Origin of the sequence: Brachybacterium sp. UNK5269, from assembly GCF_049266655.1 — a bacterium.
Classification (GTDB): Bacteria; Actinomycetota; Actinomycetes; order Actinomycetales; family Dermabacteraceae; genus Brachybacterium.
Window position 1 is genome coordinate 80,840 of the sequence record NZ_CP184883.1, and the last position, 17,915, is coordinate 98,754.

The 17,915-nt window shown below is 72.0% G+C and carries 15 protein-coding genes and 2 pseudogenes; 9 read left to right on the plus strand and 8 right to left on the minus strand.

Going from position 1 to position 17,915, the window contains the following annotated elements; genetic code table 11:
- Window positions 1-98: 98 nt before the first annotated feature.
- The 5 genes and pseudogenes from ACOJUI_RS00410 to iolD form a co-directional block, all read right to left on the minus strand.
- The gene (locus ACOJUI_RS00410) at window positions 99-1,262 is read right to left on the minus strand and encodes a Gfo/Idh/MocA family protein (RefSeq protein WP_422116142.1); all 1,164 of its coding nucleotides are present in this window, start codon (window positions 1,260-1,262) and stop codon (window positions 99-101) included.
- A gap of 27 nt (window positions 1,263-1,289) precedes the next feature.
- Complete coding sequence (locus ACOJUI_RS00415) at window positions 1,290-2,159, minus strand: sugar phosphate isomerase/epimerase family protein (RefSeq protein ID WP_422116143.1); 870 nt, start codon at window positions 2,157-2,159, stop codon at window positions 1,290-1,292.
- 13 nt (window positions 2,160-2,172) lie between these two features.
- The gene (locus tag ACOJUI_RS00420) at window positions 2,173-3,123 is read right to left on the minus strand and encodes a TIM barrel protein (protein ID WP_422116144.1); all 951 of its coding nucleotides are present in this window, start codon (window positions 3,121-3,123) and stop codon (window positions 2,173-2,175) included.
- Between the two features lie 40 nt (window positions 3,124-3,163).
- On the minus strand, window positions 3,164-4,660 hold the full coding sequence (locus tag ACOJUI_RS00425) for a CoA-acylating methylmalonate-semialdehyde dehydrogenase (RefSeq protein WP_422116145.1): 1,497 nt from the start codon (window positions 4,658-4,660) through the stop codon (window positions 3,164-3,166).
- Window positions 4,661-4,717: 57 nt separating this feature from the next.
- Window positions 4,718-6,627 (minus strand): annotated as a pseudogene (gene iolD / locus ACOJUI_RS00430) (3D-(3,5/4)-trihydroxycyclohexane-1,2-dione acylhydrolase (decyclizing)).
- Between the two features lie 246 nt (window positions 6,628-6,873).
- Between iolD and iolC the strand changes: the two are divergent.
- From iolC to ACOJUI_RS00475, 9 genes are all read left to right on the plus strand, one after another.
- A complete protein-coding gene (iolC, locus tag ACOJUI_RS00435) occupies window positions 6,874-7,923 on the plus strand; it encodes a 5-dehydro-2-deoxygluconokinase (protein ID WP_422116146.1) in 1,050 nt (349 codons plus the stop codon).
- Window positions 7,920-8,816, plus strand: a complete 897-nt coding sequence (locus tag ACOJUI_RS00440; RefSeq protein WP_422116147.1) for a Cgl0159 family (beta/alpha)8-fold protein — start codon at window positions 7,920-7,922, stop codon at window positions 8,814-8,816. The genes iolC and ACOJUI_RS00440 overlap by 4 nt, the downstream gene beginning before the upstream one ends.
- A 17-nt stretch (window positions 8,817-8,833) precedes the next feature.
- Entirely contained in the window at window positions 8,834-9,733 is a 900-nt protein-coding gene (gene iolB / locus ACOJUI_RS00445; protein ID WP_422116148.1) for a 5-deoxy-glucuronate isomerase, read from the plus strand.
- Window positions 9,730-10,764: a Gfo/Idh/MocA family protein gene (locus tag ACOJUI_RS00450; RefSeq protein WP_422116149.1), complete on the plus strand. Its 1,035-nt coding sequence runs from the start codon at window positions 9,730-9,732 to the stop codon at window positions 10,762-10,764. Before iolB ends, ACOJUI_RS00450 begins: the two co-directional genes overlap by 4 nt.
- Window positions 10,765-10,819: 55 nt before the next feature.
- Entirely contained in the window at window positions 10,820-11,584 is a 765-nt protein-coding gene (locus ACOJUI_RS00455; RefSeq protein WP_422116150.1) for a GntR family transcriptional regulator, read from the plus strand.
- Between the two features lie 600 nt (window positions 11,585-12,184).
- Entirely contained in the window at window positions 12,185-13,504 is a 1,320-nt protein-coding gene (locus ACOJUI_RS00460; protein ID WP_422116151.1) for an enolase C-terminal domain-like protein, read from the plus strand.
- A 14-nt stretch (window positions 13,505-13,518) separates the two neighbouring features.
- Window positions 13,519-13,875 carry an L-rhamnose mutarotase gene (locus ACOJUI_RS00465; protein ID WP_422116152.1) on the plus strand — a complete coding sequence of 119 codons (357 nt, stop codon included), beginning with the start codon at window positions 13,519-13,521 and terminating at the stop codon, window positions 13,873-13,875.
- Window positions 13,872-14,831 carry an aldo/keto reductase gene (locus ACOJUI_RS00470; RefSeq protein WP_422116153.1) on the plus strand — a complete coding sequence of 320 codons (960 nt, stop codon included), beginning with the start codon at window positions 13,872-13,874 and terminating at the stop codon, window positions 14,829-14,831. The genes ACOJUI_RS00465 and ACOJUI_RS00470 overlap by 4 nt, the downstream gene beginning before the upstream one ends.
- Entirely contained in the window at window positions 14,828-15,697 is an 870-nt protein-coding gene (locus ACOJUI_RS00475; RefSeq protein ID WP_422116154.1) for an amidohydrolase family protein, read from the plus strand. The genes ACOJUI_RS00470 and ACOJUI_RS00475 overlap by 4 nt, the downstream gene beginning before the upstream one ends.
- 36 nt (window positions 15,698-15,733) lie before the next feature.
- Here ACOJUI_RS00475 and ACOJUI_RS00480 read toward each other — a convergent pair whose 3' ends face one another.
- The 3 genes and pseudogenes from ACOJUI_RS00480 to ACOJUI_RS00490 all read right to left on the minus strand — a co-directional run.
- Window positions 15,734-16,426, minus strand: coding sequence for a FadR/GntR family transcriptional regulator (locus ACOJUI_RS00480; protein ID WP_422116155.1), 693 nt, complete (start codon window positions 16,424-16,426; stop codon window positions 15,734-15,736).
- A 149-nt stretch (window positions 16,427-16,575) separates the two neighbouring features.
- Window positions 16,576-17,583, minus strand: coding sequence for an alpha-L-fucosidase (locus ACOJUI_RS00485; RefSeq protein ID WP_422116156.1), 1,008 nt, complete (start codon window positions 17,581-17,583; stop codon window positions 16,576-16,578).
- Window positions 17,526-17,861, minus strand: a pseudogene (locus ACOJUI_RS00490) (alpha-L-fucosidase); the annotation flags it as partial. The pseudogene ACOJUI_RS00490 and the gene ACOJUI_RS00485, both read right to left, overlap by 58 nt.
- Window positions 17,862-17,915 lie beyond the last annotated feature (54 nt).

The following is a 17,915-nucleotide window of genomic DNA, read 5'->3' on the forward strand; positions in this document are numbered from 1 at the left end:
CGGCGGGGCGTCCGCCTCGTCCTGGACGTGACGAAAGGCTATCGCGAGCGTCTGGGTTCCGTCCGAGGACCGCCCGCGCACAGCCTCGGTCCCGGGGGTCAGTCCTGGGGCACGCGCTCCCAGGCGCGCGACGCCGCCGACCGCACCACCGCCTCACAGACCTCGGCCGCCCGCAGCCCGTCGGCCGCGCTCGGGGCGAGACGGCTGCCGTGGACCGCATCGGAGAGGAAGGCGGCGGCCTCGATCGTCTTGAGATCGTCGAAGCTCATCGGGATGCCCGGACCCGGCTGGAAGCGGGAGTAGTCGCCGTGCCCGGGCCCGGCGAGCACCGTCGTGTAGCCGTGTTCGGTGCCGCCGTCCCCGATCAGCACCTCGAACTCGTTCATCCGGGTGAAGGACCAGCGGGCCGAGCCCTCGGTGCCGAACACCTCGAGCGCATAGTCGCTGCGGTGCCCTCGCGCGACCCGGGAGGCCTCGAGGGTGGCATGGGCGCCGCGGGACAGCTGCGCGAGCGCCGCCACCCAGTCCTCGTTCTCCACCGCTCCGCGCTCCTCACCGACCTCGAAGCCGCCGTGCCCGACCCCGAGCGCGGTGGGGACGGGACGCTCGGGGATGAACACGTCGCTGAGGGCGGTGACCTCGGTGATCTGCTGGCCGGTGACGTGCTGGACGAGGTCCGCCCCGTGCGAGAGCAGGTCCCCGACCACCCCGCTGCCACCCTGGGCGCGGTCGTAGCGCCAGGTCAGCGGCGCCTCGGGGGAGGAGGCGTAGTCGGCGTTCAGCCAGCAGCGCACATTCGTGATCCGGCCCAGGCGTCCCTCGGCGATCAGGGAGCGCAGATGGGCGACCGCCGGGGCGTGGCGGTAGTTGAAGCCGACGGCCGTCGCGACCCGGGCCTCGTCGGCGCCCGCTGCGATCTCCCGGGACTGCGCCGCCGAGACGCCCATCGGCTTCTCGATCCAGAACGGCGTCCCGGCCCGCGCGGCCGCGAGCGCGAAGTCCCGGTGCAGGAAGTTCGGCGAGCAGATCGAGACCGCCTCGACCTCGGGATCGGCGAGCACCTCGGCGATGCTCGCCACCGCCTTCTCGAACCCGAACTGCTCGACGGCGGCCTGCTGGTTGGCCGCGAGCGGGTCCGCGGCCACCACCAGGCGCGGCCGGATCCCGAGCTCGGGGAAGCGGGAGGGGAGGCGCTGGTAGGACGCGGCGTGCAGACGCCCCATCCAGCCCAGGCCCACCACACCGACGCCGATCTCACGCATGCTGCTGCTCCTTCGTCGGGGGGCGGCTCAGGCGCCGCCGAGCTCCTGCTGGATCCGCTCGCGCATGCGCACGTTGATCGCGTCGGCGTTCTCTTCCCAGCCGAACACGCAGACGGAGACCGGGCCGTCGTACTCGCGCTCGCGCAGATAGGCGAAGGCGGCGTCCCAGTCGATCTCGCCGTGGCCGATCTCGTTGTGCTGGTGGATGCGGGCGTCCACCCCCGGCGGGTTCATGATGTAGCGGTTGCCGACGTTCGCGGTGTGGTCGAAGACGTCCGCGATGTGCAGGTGCTGCAGCCGCTCCCCGGCGTAGCCCATCATCGCGCGGGGGTCCCGGGCGCCCCGGCCCAGGTGGTAGGCGTGCGGGAAGCAGAACTCGTAGTTCAGCCAGTCGCGGTCCACACCGCGGATGATCTGGACGGCGCGGTCGTTCTCCTCGACGAAGTCGTAGGGGTGCGCCTCGATCGTGCACTCCAGGGCGTACTTCTCGAAGACCGGGACGAGCTCCTCCATCGACCGGTAGAACTGTCCCTCGCTCTGGCGGGGACGGTTCGGGTCCCCGGAGAACTCGGTGGCGATCAGCGGCACCTCGAGGGCGTCGGCGATCTCCAGCAGGCGCTTCCAGTTGCGCACCTGCGCCTGACGCTCCTGCTCGTCGGGGCTGGCCCAGTCGAACACCGGGTTCAGGCTCCAGATCCTCACCCCGGTGTCCTTCATGGCCCGGGTGACCTCGGCGATCTGGTGACGGTCCACCTTCGGGTAGTGGTGCCATTCGTGGAAGTCGGCGCGCGGGGACAGCTCGAGGTACTCGAAGCCGAGCTCGGCGGCCTTGTGCAGCTCCTCGGCGACCGTGAGCTGCGGGTGGTACATGCTCGGGTCGAGCAGGATCTTGACCATCCGGGTGGGCCCCCTACTTCTGGCCCAGGCCGCAGTCGGCCAGGAACTCGCGGGTGGCGATCGCGTTGGGCAGCGGCAGCGCCGGATCGCAGGGGTAGAGGTCCTGCTCGCAGATCACGTAGAGCTCCTTGTCGAGCGTGGCGAGCTTCGCGATGAGGTCCTTCATGTCCGGCAGCCCGGCCGGGGGACGCACCGAGGCGCCCCGGGCGACGGCCTCGCCGAAGGGCCAGTCCTGCTCGTGCGCCTGCCGGGTGAGCTCGGGGTCGAAGGCCTTGATGTGCACGTACCCGATCCGCTCGGGGTACTCCTCGATCATCAGCACCGGATCGCCACCGCCGTAGACGATGTGGCCGGTGTCCAGGCAGAACGAGACCAGCTCGGGATCGGTCGCCTCGAAGACCCGGGCGATCTCCTCCGGGGTCTCGATGTGGGAGTCGCCGTGCGGATGGAGCACCATCGTCAGGCCGTAGTCCTGCTTGAGCAGCCGGCCCAGCCGGTTGGCGTTCTCGACGTACAGCCGCCAGGCGTCGCCGGTGAGCTCGCGGTCGTCGGTGAACTCCCAGGTCTTGTCGTCGCGGTACAGCGGCGGCAGGTGCACCATGTACTCGGCGCCGACGGCGGCGTGGGTCTCGGCGATCGCCCGGAAGGTGCGCTCGGTCTCCGCCCAGGCCTCCTCCCGGTGCAGCACTCCCCAGCCGGTGCCCGCGACGACCCGGAAGCCGTGCTCGTCCATGACGGACTGCAGCTCCTTCGCGTCCTGCGGGAAGTAGCCCCAGGGTCCCGTCTCCATCACCGAGAACCCGGCCTCGGCCATCTCGGCCAGGGCGGTGCGCCAGGGGATCTGCTGCTCGTCCTGCGGGAACCACACCCCCCACTGGTCGGGGCACACGCCGATGGTGAGCTTGTCGAACGGGGGCTGGGGGTTGCGGGACCTGTCGGTGCGCGCGGCATCGGTGGCGGTCAAGGCACTGCTCCTTCGGAGGTCGGCTGAGGGTCCAGGAGGCTCAGTCGTGGGTGGGGAAGCTCATGGAGCTCTCGACGGTCTCGTTCTGGGCGGGCCAGCGGGTGGTGACGGCCTTCTGGCGGGTGTAGAAGCTGACGCCCTCGGGGCCGTGGGCGTGGTGCTCGCCGAACAGGGAGTTCTTCCAGCCGCCGAAGGAGTAGTAGCCCACCGGGGTGGGGATCGGCACGTTGATGCCGATCATGCCCACCTGCACCTCGTCCTCGAAGCGGCGCGCGTAGTGGCCGGAGTCGGTGAAGATCGCGGTGCCGTTGCCGAAGGGGGAGGAGTTGACCAGCTCGATCGCCTCGTCGAAGTTGTTCACGTGCATGACCACCAGCACCGGCCCGAACACCTCGTCGGTGTAGGTGGGGTGGCTGCGGTCCAGGTCCGTGATCACGATCGGGCCCACGAAGTTGCCCTCCTCGAAGCCCTCGACCACCAGGCCGCGGCCGTCGACCAGGATCGTGGCGCCGGCCTGCTCGGCCTCGTCGGTCATCCGGATCACCCGCTCCCGCGCGTCGGGGGTGATCACCGGCGGCATGTCGGTCCCCTCGACGTCGCCGGGACCGACCACGAGCTTCTCGGCCTCGGCCCTGATCGCCGTGAGGAACCGCTGGTGGGCATCGCCCACGGTCACGGCGACGGGGACGGCCATGCAGCGCTCCCCGGCGGAGCCGAAGGCGCCGGAGGCGACCTGCGCGGCGGCGAACTCGATGTTCGCATCCGGCATCACCACGGCGTGGTTGTTCGCACCGCCGAGGGCCTGGACCCGCTTGCCGGCGCCGGACGCCGTGGCGTGGACGTGCTGGGCGATCGGGGTGGAGCCGACGAAGGAGACCGCGGCGATGCCGTCGTGGGTGCACAGGGCATCGACCACGGTCTTGCCGCCGTGGACGACCTGGAACACCCCGTCGGGCAGGCCGGCCTGCTGGTAGAGGCGGGCGACGATGTTCGAGGCCGAGGGGTCCCGCTCGGAGGGCTTGAGGACGAAGGCGTTGCCGGTCGCGATCGCGACGGGGTGCATCCAGAACGGCACCATGGCGGGGAAGTTGAAGGGGGTGATGCCGGCGACCACGCCGAGGGGCTGGCGCAGGGTGTGGGCGTCGACGCCGGTGGAGACGTTGGCGGAGAAGCCGCCCTTGAGGTCCTGGGTGATGGAGGTGGCGAACTCGAGGGTCTCCAGGCCGCGGGCGATCTCGCCCCGGGCGTCGGCGAGGGTCTTGCCGTGCTCGCGGGTGATCACCGACGCGATCTCGTCGGTGTGCTCGATCATCAGCTCGCGCATCCGGTAGAGGATCTGGGTGCGCCGGGACAGCGAGACCTGCGCCCATTCGCGCTGGGCGGCGGTGGCGACCTGCACGGCCCGGTCGACGGTCGCGGCGTCGGCCAGGTGCAGGGTGCCGACCTGTTCGTTGGTGGCGGGGTTCAGGACGGGCTGGGTGGACCCGCTGCCGGCGACCTCGCCGCCGTCGATCCAGTGGGTGATCTCGTAGACCATGGGGAACTCCTTCGGTGGTTCGGGGGTGCGCCGAGGGGGCGCGGACGAGGGTGCGGCTCAGAGGTAGTGGCGCTGCGGGGTGCGCTCCTGCTCGTACGCCGCGCGGGCCTGCCGGGTGGAGTCGAGGGCGGAGACGGCCGAGACCGGGACGTCCCACCAGCCGTTGCCGGGCGGGTGCGGGCCGTACAGGTCGGTGTTGACGACGATCGCGGTGGCGTGCTCGGCGGCCTCCGCGCGGCGGTAGGCCTCGCGGAAGGCCTCGGTGGAGGAGACCTCCTGGACCTCGATGCCGTAGGAGCGGATGTTCGCGGGGATGTCGAAGGGCAGCTTGTCGCCGTCGAGCATCCCGGTGCGCTCGTTGCGCATGCGGTACTTGGTGCCGAAGCGCTGCGAGCCGTGGGACTCCGAGAGGGAGCCGATAGAGGACCAGCCGTGGTTCTGCAGGATCACCAGGATCACCTTGAGGTCCTCGGCCACGATGGTCGCGATCTCCTGCGGCGCCATCTGGAAGGTGCCGTCGCCGATGATCGCGACGACCTCGCTGTCCGGGGCGGCCATCTTCACGCCCATCGAGGCCGGCAGCTCGTAGCCCATGCAGGAGTAGCCGTACTCGAGGTGGTACTGGAGGGGGAGCGTGCCTTCCACAGCGCCTGCAGGTCGCCGGGCATGGAGCCGGCGGCGTTGATGACGATGTCCTCGTCGCCCATCATCTCGTTCAGCGCGCCGAAGATCTCGGTCTGGGCGGGCAGCTCCTGGTCGTGGGGCGCGAAGCAGGGCTCGACGAGCCGCTCCCACCGCGCACGCAGCTGCTGCGCGCGCTCGCCGTGCTCGGCGGGCGCCCGGTAGCCCGGCAGCGCCTCGCGCAGGGCGTCGAGCCCGGCGCGGGCATCAGCCACCAGCATGGTCGCCGAGTGCTTGGCGGCGTCGAAGGCCTTGACGTTGAGGTTCACGAACCTCACGTCGGGGTTGCGGAAGGCGGTGTGGGAGGCGGTGGTGAAGTCGGTGTAGCGGGTGCCGACGCCGATCACCACGTCCGCCTCCGCGGCCAGCTCGTTGGCCGCATCGTTGCCGGTCGCGCCCACCCCGCCGATGCACAGCGGGTGGTCGGCGCTGAGCGCCCCCTTGCCGGCCTGGGTGTCGAGCACGGGGATGCCGGTGGCGTCGGCGAAGGCGGTCAGGGCCGCGGTCGCCTCGGAGTAGATGGCGCCGCCGCCGGCGATCACGACCGGCCGACGGGCCGAGCGGATCACCTCGACCGCGCGCTCGAGGGCCGCGGGCTCGGGGACCGGGCGGCCGATGTGCCAGGTGCGCTCGCGGAAGAACTCCAGCGGCCAGTCGAAGGCCTCGGCCTGCACGTCCTGCGGCAGGGAGAGGGTGACGGCCCCGGTCTCGGCCGGATCGGTGAGCACCCGCATCGCCTGCAGAGCGGCCGGGATGAGCTGCTCGGGACGGGAGATGCGGTCGAAGTATCGCGAGACGGGACGGAAGGCGTCGTTGACGGAGACGTCCCCGGCGGTCTCGTCCTCGAGCTGCTGCAGGACCGGATCCACGAGCCGGGTGGCGAAGATGTCGCTGGGCAGCAGCAGCACCGGGATGCGGTCCACGGTCGCGAGCGCCGCGCCGGTGATCATGTTCGTCGAGCCCGGGCCGATCGAGGCGGTGCAGGCGAGGATCTGCCGGCGGTTCTTCGTGCGGGCGTACGCGACGGCGGAGTGCACCATGTTCTGCTCGTTGCGGGACTGGTAGTACTCCATGTGCTGCTCGCCCTCGGCGGGGGCGACGGCGTTCTGCAGGAGCGCCTGGCCGAGACCGGCGACGTTGCCGTGCCCGAAGATCCCGAAGGTGCCGGGGACGAACCGTTCCCGCACCCCGTCGCGCTGCGAGAACTGGGCGGTCAGGAACCGGATCAGGGCCTGGCTGACGGTCAGCCGGATGGTGCCGGGACGGGCTGACGAGGTGTCGCTCATTCTGCCTCCGAGAAGCGGCGCCCGACGAACGAGCGGGATGGGTGGTGCACATCGTCGAGCGCTCGACTCGACGGTGAGCTCGTGCGCCCAGCATGCCGACCTGCCACCACAGATGTCAACACGCAGATTGCAGTTTGTCTGGACAAGACCTGTCCTGGCTGGAATCATCTCGGTATCCGGCGGAGCGCCCGCGGAGACGACCTCCGGCGACCGCCCCGAATTCGACGCAGGGAGGCATTGAGTTCCATGGCAGCACCCGACCTTGACATCATCACCTTCGGCCGCAGCGGGGTGGACATCTACCCGCTGGAGATCGGCAAGGGCCTCGAGGACATCCACAGCTTCGGCAAGTTCCTCGGCGGCAGCCCCATGAACGTCGCGGTCGCCGCGGCGCGCCTCGGGCACCGGCCCGCGGTGATCACCGGGGTGGGCGATGACCCCTTCGGCCGCTACGTGGTCCAGGAGATGGAGCGGCTCGGCGTCTCCGGCCGGTTCGTCGTCCGCAACGACGAGCTGAACACCCCCATCACCCTGTGCGAGATCTTCCCGCCGGACGACTTCCCGCTGTACTTCTACCGTCGGCCCAGCGCCCCGGACCTCCAGGTCGCCCCCGAGCATCTGGATCTCGAGGCGGTCACCGCCGTCCCGCTGTTCTGGTTCTCCGGCACCGGGCTCTCCGAGGAGCCCAGCCGCAGCGCCCACTTCGCGGCGCTCGAGGCGCGCGGGCGCACCCGCCACACGGTCTTCGACCTCGACTACCGGCCCATGTTCTGGTCCTCCCCCGAGGAGGCCCGCGAGCAGTACCGCGCAGCGCTGCAGTACGCGACGGTCGCCGTGGGCAACCGGGAGGAGTGCGAGGTCGCCGTCGGCGAGACCGAGCCCGAGCGGGCGGCCGACGCCCTGCTCGAGGCCGGCGTCGAGATGGCGATCGTCAAGCAGGGCCCCAGGGGCGTCCTCGGCAAGACGGCCGACGAGCGCGTGGTGGTCGCCCCGAACCTGATCGAGGTCATCAACGGCCTGGGCGCCGGGGACAGCTTCGGCGGCTCGCTGTGCCACGGCCTGCTCACCGGCCAGGACCTCGAGACCATCCTGACCCGCTGCAACGCCGCCGGGGCCATCGTCACCAGCCGCCTGGAATGCTCGACCGCGATGCCCACCAGCGAGGAGATCGACCTGCTCCTGGCGGGCGGGGACCCCAACCACGGGCAGACCGTCGAGCAGATGCTCTCGGCCCTGCGGGGCCGCGGCGCGGACGGCGCGACCCCCGCCCCCGCCCAGCAGGGCCGACCGGCATGAGCGACGCGTTCGTCAGCACCTACCAGGACGTCACCCGGGTGCGCGTCGAGGATCCGGGGCGGATCGCCCGGCTGCTGGCCCGCCGCTCCCGCCGCACCGTCGCCGACACCGACGGCTCGGTGTTCATCGTCGCCGCGGACCACCCGGCGCGCGGCGCGCTCTCCGTGGGCGAGCGTCCCTACGCGATGGCCAGCCGCACCGAGATGCTCGACCGGATGCGCGAGGCGCTCGCCGTGCCCGGCGTGGACGGGGTGCTCGGCACCGCCGACGTGCTCGAGGACCTGCTGCTGCTGGGCGCCCTGGAGGACAAGGTCGTGTTCGCCTCGATGAACCGCGGCGGTCTGAACGGCGGCTCCTGGGAGCTCGAGGACCGCTTCACCTCCTACGATGCGGCCGCGATCAAGTCCGCCGGCTTCGAGGGCGGCAAGATGCTCACCCGCATCGACCTCGACGACGACCGCACCTCCTTCACGCTCCAGGCCAGCGCGGACGCCGTCTCCGAGCTCGCCGCGCACGAGCTGATCGCCATGGTCGAGCCGTTCATGTCCTCGCGGCCGGGCGGGCCCGGCACCAGGGTCGTCAACGACCTCACCCCCGAGGGCGTGATCCGCTCGATCCACATCGCCCAGGGGCTGGGGACCACCAGCGCCTACACCTGGCTGAAGATCCCGGCGGTGGCCGAGATGGAGCGCGTCATGGACGCGACCACCCTGCCCACCCTGATCCTGGGCGGGGATCCCGGCGCGACCGACCCGGAGACGGTGTACGGCAGCTGGCGCCAGGCCCTGGCCCGACCCAACGTGCGCGGTCTCGTCGTCGGCCGCACCCTGCTCTACCCGGCGGACGGCGACGTCACCGCCGCCGTGAGCACCGCCGCCGAGATGATCCGCTGACACCGAAAGGACGCTCCATGGCCCCCGCCTCCTCGACCCCGACCGATCAGCTCCACCTGCCCGCCGGCTCCACCGCGCAGGGCAGCTACGAGACCGCCATCGACCCCGGCCGCCGCGACGGCTGGGAGCACACCGGCCTGCGGGTGCTCGCCCTCGACGCCGGAGGGACCGAGACCTTCACCGCCGACGGGGTCGAGCTGATGGTCGTCCCCCTCAGCGGCGGCTGCGAGGTGAGCGTCGACGGTGCCCGCCACACCCTGCGCGGCCGCCAGGACGTCTTCGCCTCCGCGACCGACGTGCTCTACGCCCCCGTCGGCTCCGAGCTGACCCTCACCTCCGCGGGCGGCGGTCGCTTCGCACTGGCCGCGGCGGTCGCCACCGCGGTGCATCCCGTCGCCCTGCTCCGCGCCGAGGACGTGCCCGTCGAGATCCGCGGCGGCGGGGCCATGAGCCGGCTGGTCCGCAACTTCGGGACGGTCGGGGCCTTCGACGACTGCGACAGCCTGATCGCCTGCGAGGTCATCACCCCCGGCGGCAACTGGTCGAGCTACCCCGCCCACAAGCATGACGAGACCACCGCGACCGAGTCGGAGCTCGAGGAGATCTACTACTACGAGATCCAGGCGGCCCCCGGCGGCAGCCCCGGCTTCGGCTTCCACCAGACCACCGCGAGCGGCCCGGACAAGCCCATCGACGTGCTCACCGAGGTCCGCAGCGGCGACACCGTGCTGGTGCCCCACGGCTGGCACGGCCCCTGCGCCGCCGCCCCCGGTCACGACATGTACTACCTCAACGTCATGGCCGGCCCCGCGGCCGACCGTGCCTGGAACATCACCGATCACCCCGACCAGACCTGGGTGCGCGGCACCTGGGAGGCGGCGGGGATCGACCCCCGACTCGAAGGAGAGATGCGATGAACGAGACCACCCTGCCCCGCGAGGTCCGGATCGGCGTCATCGGCGTCGGCAGGATGGGCGCCGACCACGTCGAGCGCATCACGCGCCGCATCAAGGGCGCCCGCGTCAGCGTCGTCAGCGACTACGTGCGCGCCACGGCGGAGACCGTGAGCGCCGGCGCCCCCGGCTCCCGGGTCGTGGACACCCCCGAGGAGGTCATCACCGCCGAGGACGTCGACGCGGTCCTCATCGCGAGCCCCGGCCAGTTCCACCGGGAGCAGACCACCGCGGCGATCGCCGCCGGCAAGCCGGTGCTGTGCGAGAAGCCGCTGGCCATGACCCCGCAGGACGCCTACGAGGTGGTGCGCGCCGAGGCGGAGTCCGGTGGCCGGTACGTCTCGCTCGGCTTCATGCGCCGCTTCGACGCGGAGTACGCGGAGCTCAAGGACGCCCTGGACGCCGGCGAGCTGGGCACGCCCCTGCTGCTGAACTGCAAGCACCGCAACGCCGACGTGCCCCCGCACTTCGACAACGCGATGATGGTCAGCGACTCGGCGGTCCACGAGGTCGACGCGATCTCCTACTTCCTCGAGGATCCCGTGGTCTCCGTCCAGACTGTCGTGCCCCGCAGCACCGAGCACGCCCATGAGGGCCTGAACGACCCGCTGCTGTTCATCTTCCGCACCGCCTCCGGCACGGTGGTCACCGACGAGCTGTTCGTGAACACGAAGGCCGGCTACGAGGTGCGCACCGAGATCGTCGGCTCGCGGGGCTCGGCCACCATCGGCCTGAACGTCGGCCGGGTGACCACGCAGCAGCCCGGCGGCAGCTGGGGCGGATCCGTGCCGCTGGACTTCCGGCCCCGCTTCCTGGCCGCCTACGACGCCGAGGTGCAGGCCTGGGTCGACGCCGTCGCCGACGGCACGAACATCGCCGCCCGCTCCGCGACCGCCTGGGACGGCTACCTGGCGGCGGCCGTCTGCGCGGCGGCCGTGCAGTCCCTCTCGACCGACGGCGCGGTGGAGGTCGAGCTCGACGAGCGTCCGCGCTGAGCGATGACGGGCTCTATCCTGAGGCGATCCTGTCACGGGCGGCCGAGGAGACAGCATGGTTGAGACCAACGCCGGAGGCGGCTCGATGATCACGCTGGACCTGACGATCGAGCGCGACAGCACCACGCCGCTGTACCTGCAGCTGGCCCGGGCGATCGAGGACTCCGTCCGCTCCGGCACGCTGCCCCCGGGCAGCCGCCTGGAGAACGAGATGGCGCTGTCCAAGCGGCTGGGGCTGTCCCGGCCCACGGTGCGCCAGGGCATCCAGGAGCTGGTCGACAAGGGCATGCTCGTGCGCAAGCGCGGGGTGGGCACCCAGGTGGTGCAGGCACCCGTCAACCGGCAGGTGGCGCTGACCTCGCTGTACGACGACCTCTCGGCGGCGGGCAAGGCGCCGCGCACCGAGGTGATCGAGTACCGCATCGGCCGCCCCTCCCCGGAGGCCACGGACCGGCTGCAGCTCCAGCCCGGCGAGCAGGTGCTGGAGATCCTGCGCGTGCGCTACGCCGACGACGAACCCCTCGCGGTCATGCGCAACACCCTGCCCGAGCGGATCGCCCCCAGCCGGGAGGCACTGGTCGCGGACGGCCTGTACGCCTCCCTGCGGAAGATGGGCGTGGTCTCGGTGCTCGCCCATGAGCGGATCGGGGCGATGGTGGCCGACGAGGAGCATGCCGAGATGCTCGGCGAGCAGGTCGGCGCCGCGCTCCTGACCATGGAGCGCAAGTCCTTCGCCAACGACGGCCGGGTGGTCGAGTTCGGCCTGCACGCCTACCGCGCCTCGCGCTACTCCTTCGAGGTCACCCTCGTCGACTCCTGAGCCGCGCGGAGGCCGGAGCCGCGAGAGCCGCGCGCGGAGGCCGGAGCCGCGAGACGCGCGTCGATCCGCGCGCCGGATCGCCTCCCGCCGCCTCACGAGTTCGGTCCCCATTGCGCCCTCGCGCCCCTGCCGTGCCCCTGCCGTGCGGCGCCGGTAGGGCGTTCGTGGCCGGCGGAGCGCGTGGCCGGCAGAGCGCGCGCAAGCGGGTGTCCTCTCCGAACGAGCTGTACATCTTGTACATGATGTACAGCTCATTGGCGAGGAAGGGGTGCGTCCGGACGGATCCGCTGCCGTCCGGGCGGATCCACTGTCGCCCGGACGGATCCGTTGCCGCCCGGGCGGATCCGCTGTCGTCCGCACGGCAGGGCGTCGGCGCATCACGCCCTGCGGGTCGGCGGCCGCCGAGCAGCGCTCGGCAATGATCGGATCACCGGGTTCATAAGGGGCCGTCATCCGCGCCTTGACTCGCCGTCGGCAGCGCGGCATCATGAGATCCACGCAAAAGATCCGATGTCTGGCTCCTCCGGGCGCCGGTCCGTCGCCGTCGCCGGGCCCGCCTCGAGAGGGTGCGCGTCGGATCCCTCCCAGAAAGGCCCGCCGGTGAGCACCTTCGTCTCCCTGGACGTCCAGGACGTCCGCTTCCCCACGAGCCGCACCCTCGACGGCTCCGACGCCATGAACCCGGATCCGGACTACTCGGCGGCCTACCTCACGCTCCGCACCGACGCGCCCGACGAGGGCACCGCACTGGTGTTCACCATCGGCCGGGGCAACGACGTGCAGAGCGCCGCGATCGAGGTGCTGGCCCCGCACCTGGTGGGGCGGGACGTCGAGGCGGTCCTCGCCGACCTCGGCGGGATGTACCGCGAGCTCAGCCACGATTCGCAGCTGCGGTGGCTGGGCCCCGAGAAGGGCGTGATGACCATGGCCATCGGCGCGGTGGTCAACGCCCTGTGGGACCTGCGGGCCCGCCGGGAGGAGCGTCCGCTGTGGCTGACCCTCGCCTCCCTCGACCCCGAGGAGCTGCTGGACCTGGTCGACTTCCGCTACCTCGAGGACGCCCTCACCCGCGAGGAGGCGCTCGAGATCCTGCGCCGCGGCCAGCAGGGCAAGGCGGAGCGGATCGCCGCGCTGCGCGAGCACGGCGTCCCGGCCTACACCACCACCCCCGGCTGGCTGGGCTACAGCGACGAGAAGCTCACCCGGCTCCTGCACGAAGCACGCGACGAGGGCTTCGAGATGGTCAAGCTCAAGGTCGGGGCCGACGCCGACGACGACGAGCGCCGGATGCGCATCGCCCGCGAGGTGATGGGCCCCGGCTACCCGATCGCGGTGGATGCGAACCAGAGGTGGGATGTGTCGGGGGCGATCGCCGCGATCGAGCGCCTCGCGCCCCATGATCCGTTCTGGATCGAGGAGCCGACCTATCCCGACGACGTCCTCGCCCACGCCGCGATCCGCGAGGCCGTCCGCCCGGTGCGCATCGCCACCGGCGAGCAGGCCGCGAACCGGGTCCTGTTCAAGCAGTTCCTGCAAGCCGGCGCCATCGACGTGATCCAGCTGGACGCCACCCGGGTCGCCGGGGTCAACGAGAACCTCGCCGTGCTGCTGCTGGCGGCGAAGTACGACATCCCGGTCTGCCCGCACGCCGGCGGCGTCGGCCTCTGCGAGATGGTCCAGCACCTCGCCTTCTTCGACGCGGTCGCGATCGCGGGGGAGGACCCGCGACGGCGCATCGAGTTCGTCGACCATCTGCACGAGCACTTCGAGGTGCCGGTGCGGATCGAGCGCGGTGCCTACATGCCGCCCGAGGCGCCCGGCAACGGCGCCCGCATGCACGGCGCCTCGGTGGCCGAGCACCTCTTCCCCAGCGGGCCGGTCTGGGCCGCGCAGGTCCCGGCCTCGGCCGCCGCCCTCTGAGCGCAGGAGCCACCGTGGAGCAGATCGCCCTGCACACCAGGATCGCCGTCGGGCGCGAGGCCGACTACGACCGCGAGCACGCCCGCATCCCCGACGAGCTCGATGCGGCGCTGCGCGCGGCCGGGGTGCACACCTGGCGGATCTGGCGCGACGGCCGGGACCTCTTCCACTTGATCGAGGTGGAGGACTACCGTGCGATGCGGCGGCGCCTGGCCGAGGATCCCGCGAACCTGCGCTGGCAGGCGCACATCAACCGCTTCCTCGAGGTGGTCGATGACTACGGGGGCGAGGACACCGGCATCCAGAGCGTCTGGTCGCTGCCCGCGCACAGCCCGCACAGTCCGCACACCGGCACGGAGGAGTCCGCATGACCTCGCCCGACCCGTCCCCGCTCGTCCTGCCGGAGTTCGGCTTCGGCGCCGCCCAGCTCGGCAACCTCTTCCGCGAGACCACCGAGGAGGAGGCCGACGGCGCGGTCCGCGCCGCCTGGGAGGCCGGCCTCCGGTACTTCGACACCGCACCCCACTACGGGGTCGGCCTCAGCGAACGGCGCCTCGGCGAGCGCCTGGCGGGATACCCGCGCGAGGAGTACGTCATCTCCACCAAGGTGGGACGGCTGTTGCGGCCCGGGCCGGGCACCGGGGACGACATGGACAGCGGCTTCGCGGTCCCGGACGACGTGGTGCGCCAGTGGGACTTCTCCGAGGCCGGGGTGCGGCGCTCCCATGCGGAGTCGCTCGAGCGCCTGGGCCTGACCCGCGTGGACATCCTGTTCGCGCACGACCCGGAGGAGGGGCCGACGGAGCAGGCGCTCAGCGAGGGCCTGCCCGCGCTCGCGCGGATGCGGGACGAGGGACTGGTGCGCGCGGTGGGCGTCGGCTCCAAGGACGCCGACGTGCTCACCCGGGCGGTGCGCACGGGGCTGATCGACCTGGTCATGCTCTCCGGCCGGTACACCCTGCTCGAGCAGGACGCCTCCCGCGAGCTGCTCGAGGAGTGCGTGCGGCACGACGTGGGCGTGGTGGCGGTGTCGGTGTTCAACTCGGGCCTGCTCGCCCGCCACGAGGTCCCGGACGATGCGCACTACGAGTACGGCGACGCCCCCGCGCACCTGCTCGAGCGCGCGCGGGAGCTGGCCGGGATCGCCGAGCGCCATGGCGTGACGCTGCCCGACCTCGCCGTCCACTTCCCGCTGCGCCACCCGGCGGTGCGCTCGGTCGCGCTGGGCATGCGCACCGCCGAGCAGGTCCGCTCCAACGCGCAGCGGATGACGCGGACGATCCCCGCCGCGGCCTGGGACGAGATCCAGGCCGGCCTCGGACGATGAGCGATCCGGCCCCGCAGCCCGCCGGCCCGGTCACCGACACCCACCTGCACCTGTGGGACCTGGCAGCGAGCCCCTACGCGTGGCTCGCCGGCGCCCCGGCCGCGCTGCGCCGCACGGTCCGGTTCGACGAGGCGAGCAAGGACCTGCGCGCCCTCGGCGTCACCCGGGTGATCCTGGTCCAGGCCGACGACACGGCGCAGGACACGGCCCACCTGCAGCGCACCGCCCGTGAGATCGAGGGCCAGGGCGGCATCGCCCGCGTCGACGTCGTCGGCTGGCTGCCGCTGCGCGATCCGGCGGCGACGGCGGCCGCGCTCGCCGACCCTGCGCGGACGGAGCGCCTGGTGGGAGTGCGGCACCTGGTCCACGACGAGCCCGATCCCGGATTCCTGGACGAGCCCGCGGTGGCGCAGTCCCTCGAGCTGCTCGCCGCCGCCGGACTCACGCTCGACGTGCCCGACGCGTTCCCCCGCCACATGGAGCAGGTGGCCCGCATCGCGCAGCGCCATCCCGGGCTCACCGTGGTCCTCGACCACCTGGGCAAGCCGCCGCTGGGTGAGGCGGAGGCCATGGAGCGCTGGCGGGACCAGCTGACGGGGATCTCCCGCTGCCCGAACGTGGTCGCGAAGGTCTCGGGCCTGGCCACCAGCGGCGACGGGGACTTCGCCGAAGCGGCCGACCTCGCCCTCGAGCTGTTCGGCGCCGAACGCCTGATGGTGGGCTCGGACTGGCCGATCGCCCCCGAGCCCTTCACCGTCGGCAGCGGCTTCGCCCCGCTGCTCGCCCACATCCGGGCCTGGGATGTGCGCATCGTCGCGGCCGTGACGCACGGGACTGCCGAGCGGGTCTACCGCCGGCTCCGCTGAGGGCCGCTGCCCGCTCGGCGGGGTGAGGCCCGCCGCTCACTCGGCGGGCGGGTCGCCCTGGTGGATCAGCCAGGACTCCACGCCCGCCACGTGCGCGGCGGCGTAGGTGCGGGCCAGGTCGGGCCGGCGGGCCTTGAGCGCATCGAGGATCCGGCGGTGCTCGGAGAGCGTCCGCTCCACGGCCGAGGCGTCGGTGAGCCCGCGCCAGACCCGCGCCCGCGAGGTCGAGCCGGCCAGGCTGTCCAGCAGGGAGCTGAGGTAGTCGTTGGGGCAGCGGTGGTTGATCAGGTGATGGAAGGTGATGTCGGCCGCCACCAGCTCCTCGATGCCGGAGCTCGCGTCGAGGTCCTGCATCGTCTGCTCGAGGCGCTCGAAGTCCCCCTCGGTCAGCTGCAGGCAGGCCTGCTCCACCGCGACCGGTTCCAGCAGGCGACGGATCTCCAGGATCTCGATGTAGCTGGCGTCCTGGTGCAGGTCGAGCACGAAGGCGAGGGACTCCAGCAGCTGCTCGGGCTCGAGCGCGGTGACATAGGTGCCATCGCCCTGGCGCACGTCGAGCACGCGGATCACCGACAGCGCCTTCACGGCCTCCCGCAGGGAGTTGCGGGAGACCCCGATCGTCTCGGACAGCTCCTTCTCGGTGGGCAGGCGGTCCCCGGGCTTGAGGGTCCCGTCGAGCACCATCTGCTTGATCGCGCTGATCGCGCGATCGGTGACGGCGGAGGCCATCAGCGCACCGCCTCGGCCGAGGAGCCGATCGGGCGGGCGGCGGGGGCCACGGGCAGGGTCGGCATCGGGGTCCTCTCCGAGGGAACGGGTGAGCGAAGCCTAGCCCGGTCCGCTCACCCGCACGGGGGAGCGGACCGGGGCGCGGCCGGTCAGGCGCGCCCGGCGCTCACCAGCACCGGGGCGGAGTCCTCCCCGAGCAGGTCGATGGTGACGCCGTCGGTGGGCCACGCATACCCCGTCGGCAGGGCGTCGGCCGGGACCCGCACGGAGCCCTGATCTCCGGAGAGGAAGACGTGGCAGACCCCGTCCTGCTCGACCGCCCGGCCCCAGGAGACGCCGGGAGCGGCGACCTCGCCGAGGCCCCGCGAGCCCGCCAGCAGGGGCTTGTGCGCGGCCATGAACTCCCCGAGGGCCTCCAGGGCCGCCACCTGCAGCTCGTGCAGGGAGCCGTCGGCGCGGGGGCCGATGTTCAGCAGCACCCGCCCGCCCTTGGAGACCGCGTCGACGACGTGACGGCTGACCTGCGCGCCGGTGAGGTACTGGCTCTCGTCCTCGACCTGGTTGTAGCCGAAGGAGAGCCCGATCCCGCGGCAGTTCTCCCACGGCTCGTCCTGCGGGATCTCGCCGGACTGGTACTCGGTGGTCACGAAGTCGTGATGGGCGCCGGCGAAGCGGTCGTTGATCAGCCCCTCGGGACGCTCGGCGTAGAAGTGCTCGAGCAGCTCGCCCAGACCGCCGGGACCGAAGTGGAAGTTCTCGTCCGGCCAGCCGATGTCGTTCCAGAAGATGTCCGGGGCGTACCGGTCGATCAGGTCGCGCATGTGGGAGCTGCAGTACTGGCCGTACTCGTCGTCGCGCGGACGCTTCGCATCGTGCACGTCGCCGCCCTCGACCAGCGGCTCCGTCGGCCGCACATGCCAGTCCAGACCGCCGGAGTAGTACACCCCGAAGCGGAGCCCGGCGTCCTGGGTGGCCTGGGCGATCTCCCCGACCAGGTCACGACGGGGCCCGCGGCGGACGGTGTTGCGGTCCCCGTGCCGGGCGCGTCCCAGAGCGGGATCCCATCGTGGTGCTTGGTGGTGGGCACGACGTAGTCCGCGCCGGCGCGCCGGAACAGCTCCAGCCACTGCGCGGGATCGAAGGCGGTGGTCTCCCACCGGTCGAGGAAGTCGTCGTACGGGGCGCCGCCGTGGACCTCCTGATGGTGCTGCTGCGCCGGCGAGCCCTCGATGCGGATCGTGTTGTAGTACCACTCGGCATACGGGTTGTGCGCGAACCATCCCAGGTCGCTGTCGATGGCCCCGAGCTCGGCGGTCGGCTCGGCCCAGGCCGGGACGGAGTACGCGCCCCAGTGGATGAAGATCCCGAGCGGGGCGTCCTGGAACCACTGGGGGAGTCGCTTCGGGAGGGCGTCCCACTTCTCGGTGTCACGCATGTCGATGTCCTCTTTCTCTCGCAATGGGTGCCGGCGCCGGACGGCCGCCGACAG

Excerpts from the sequence above, each read along its gene's own strand:
- ACOJUI_RS00410 (WP_422116142.1), bottom strand. The coding sequence starts at position 1,262 with ATGCGTGAGATCGGCGTCGGTGTGGTGGGCCTGGGCTGGATGGGGCGT.
- ACOJUI_RS00415 (WP_422116143.1), bottom strand. The coding sequence starts at position 2,159 with ATGGTCAAGATCCTGCTCGACCCGAGCATGTACCACCCGCAGCTCACG.
- ACOJUI_RS00425 (WP_422116145.1), bottom strand. The coding sequence starts at position 4,660 with ATGGTCTACGAGATCACCCACTGGATCGACGGCGGCGAGGTCGCCGGC.
- iolC (WP_422116146.1), top strand. The coding sequence starts at position 6,874 with ATGGCAGCACCCGACCTTGACATCATCACCTTCGGCCGCAGCGGGGTG.
- ACOJUI_RS00440 (WP_422116147.1), top strand. The coding sequence starts at position 7,920 with ATGAGCGACGCGTTCGTCAGCACCTACCAGGACGTCACCCGGGTGCGC.
- iolB (WP_422116148.1), top strand. The coding sequence starts at position 8,834 with ATGGCCCCCGCCTCCTCGACCCCGACCGATCAGCTCCACCTGCCCGCC.
- ACOJUI_RS00450 (WP_422116149.1), top strand. The coding sequence starts at position 9,730 with ATGAACGAGACCACCCTGCCCCGCGAGGTCCGGATCGGCGTCATCGGC.
- ACOJUI_RS00455 (WP_422116150.1), top strand. The coding sequence starts at position 10,820 with ATGGTTGAGACCAACGCCGGAGGCGGCTCGATGATCACGCTGGACCTG.
- ACOJUI_RS00470 (WP_422116153.1), top strand. The coding sequence starts at position 13,872 with ATGACCTCGCCCGACCCGTCCCCGCTCGTCCTGCCGGAGTTCGGCTTC.
- ACOJUI_RS00475 (WP_422116154.1), top strand. The coding sequence starts at position 14,828 with ATGAGCGATCCGGCCCCGCAGCCCGCCGGCCCGGTCACCGACACCCAC.
- ACOJUI_RS00480 (WP_422116155.1), bottom strand. The coding sequence starts at position 16,426 with ATGGCCTCCGCCGTCACCGATCGCGCGATCAGCGCGATCAAGCAGATG.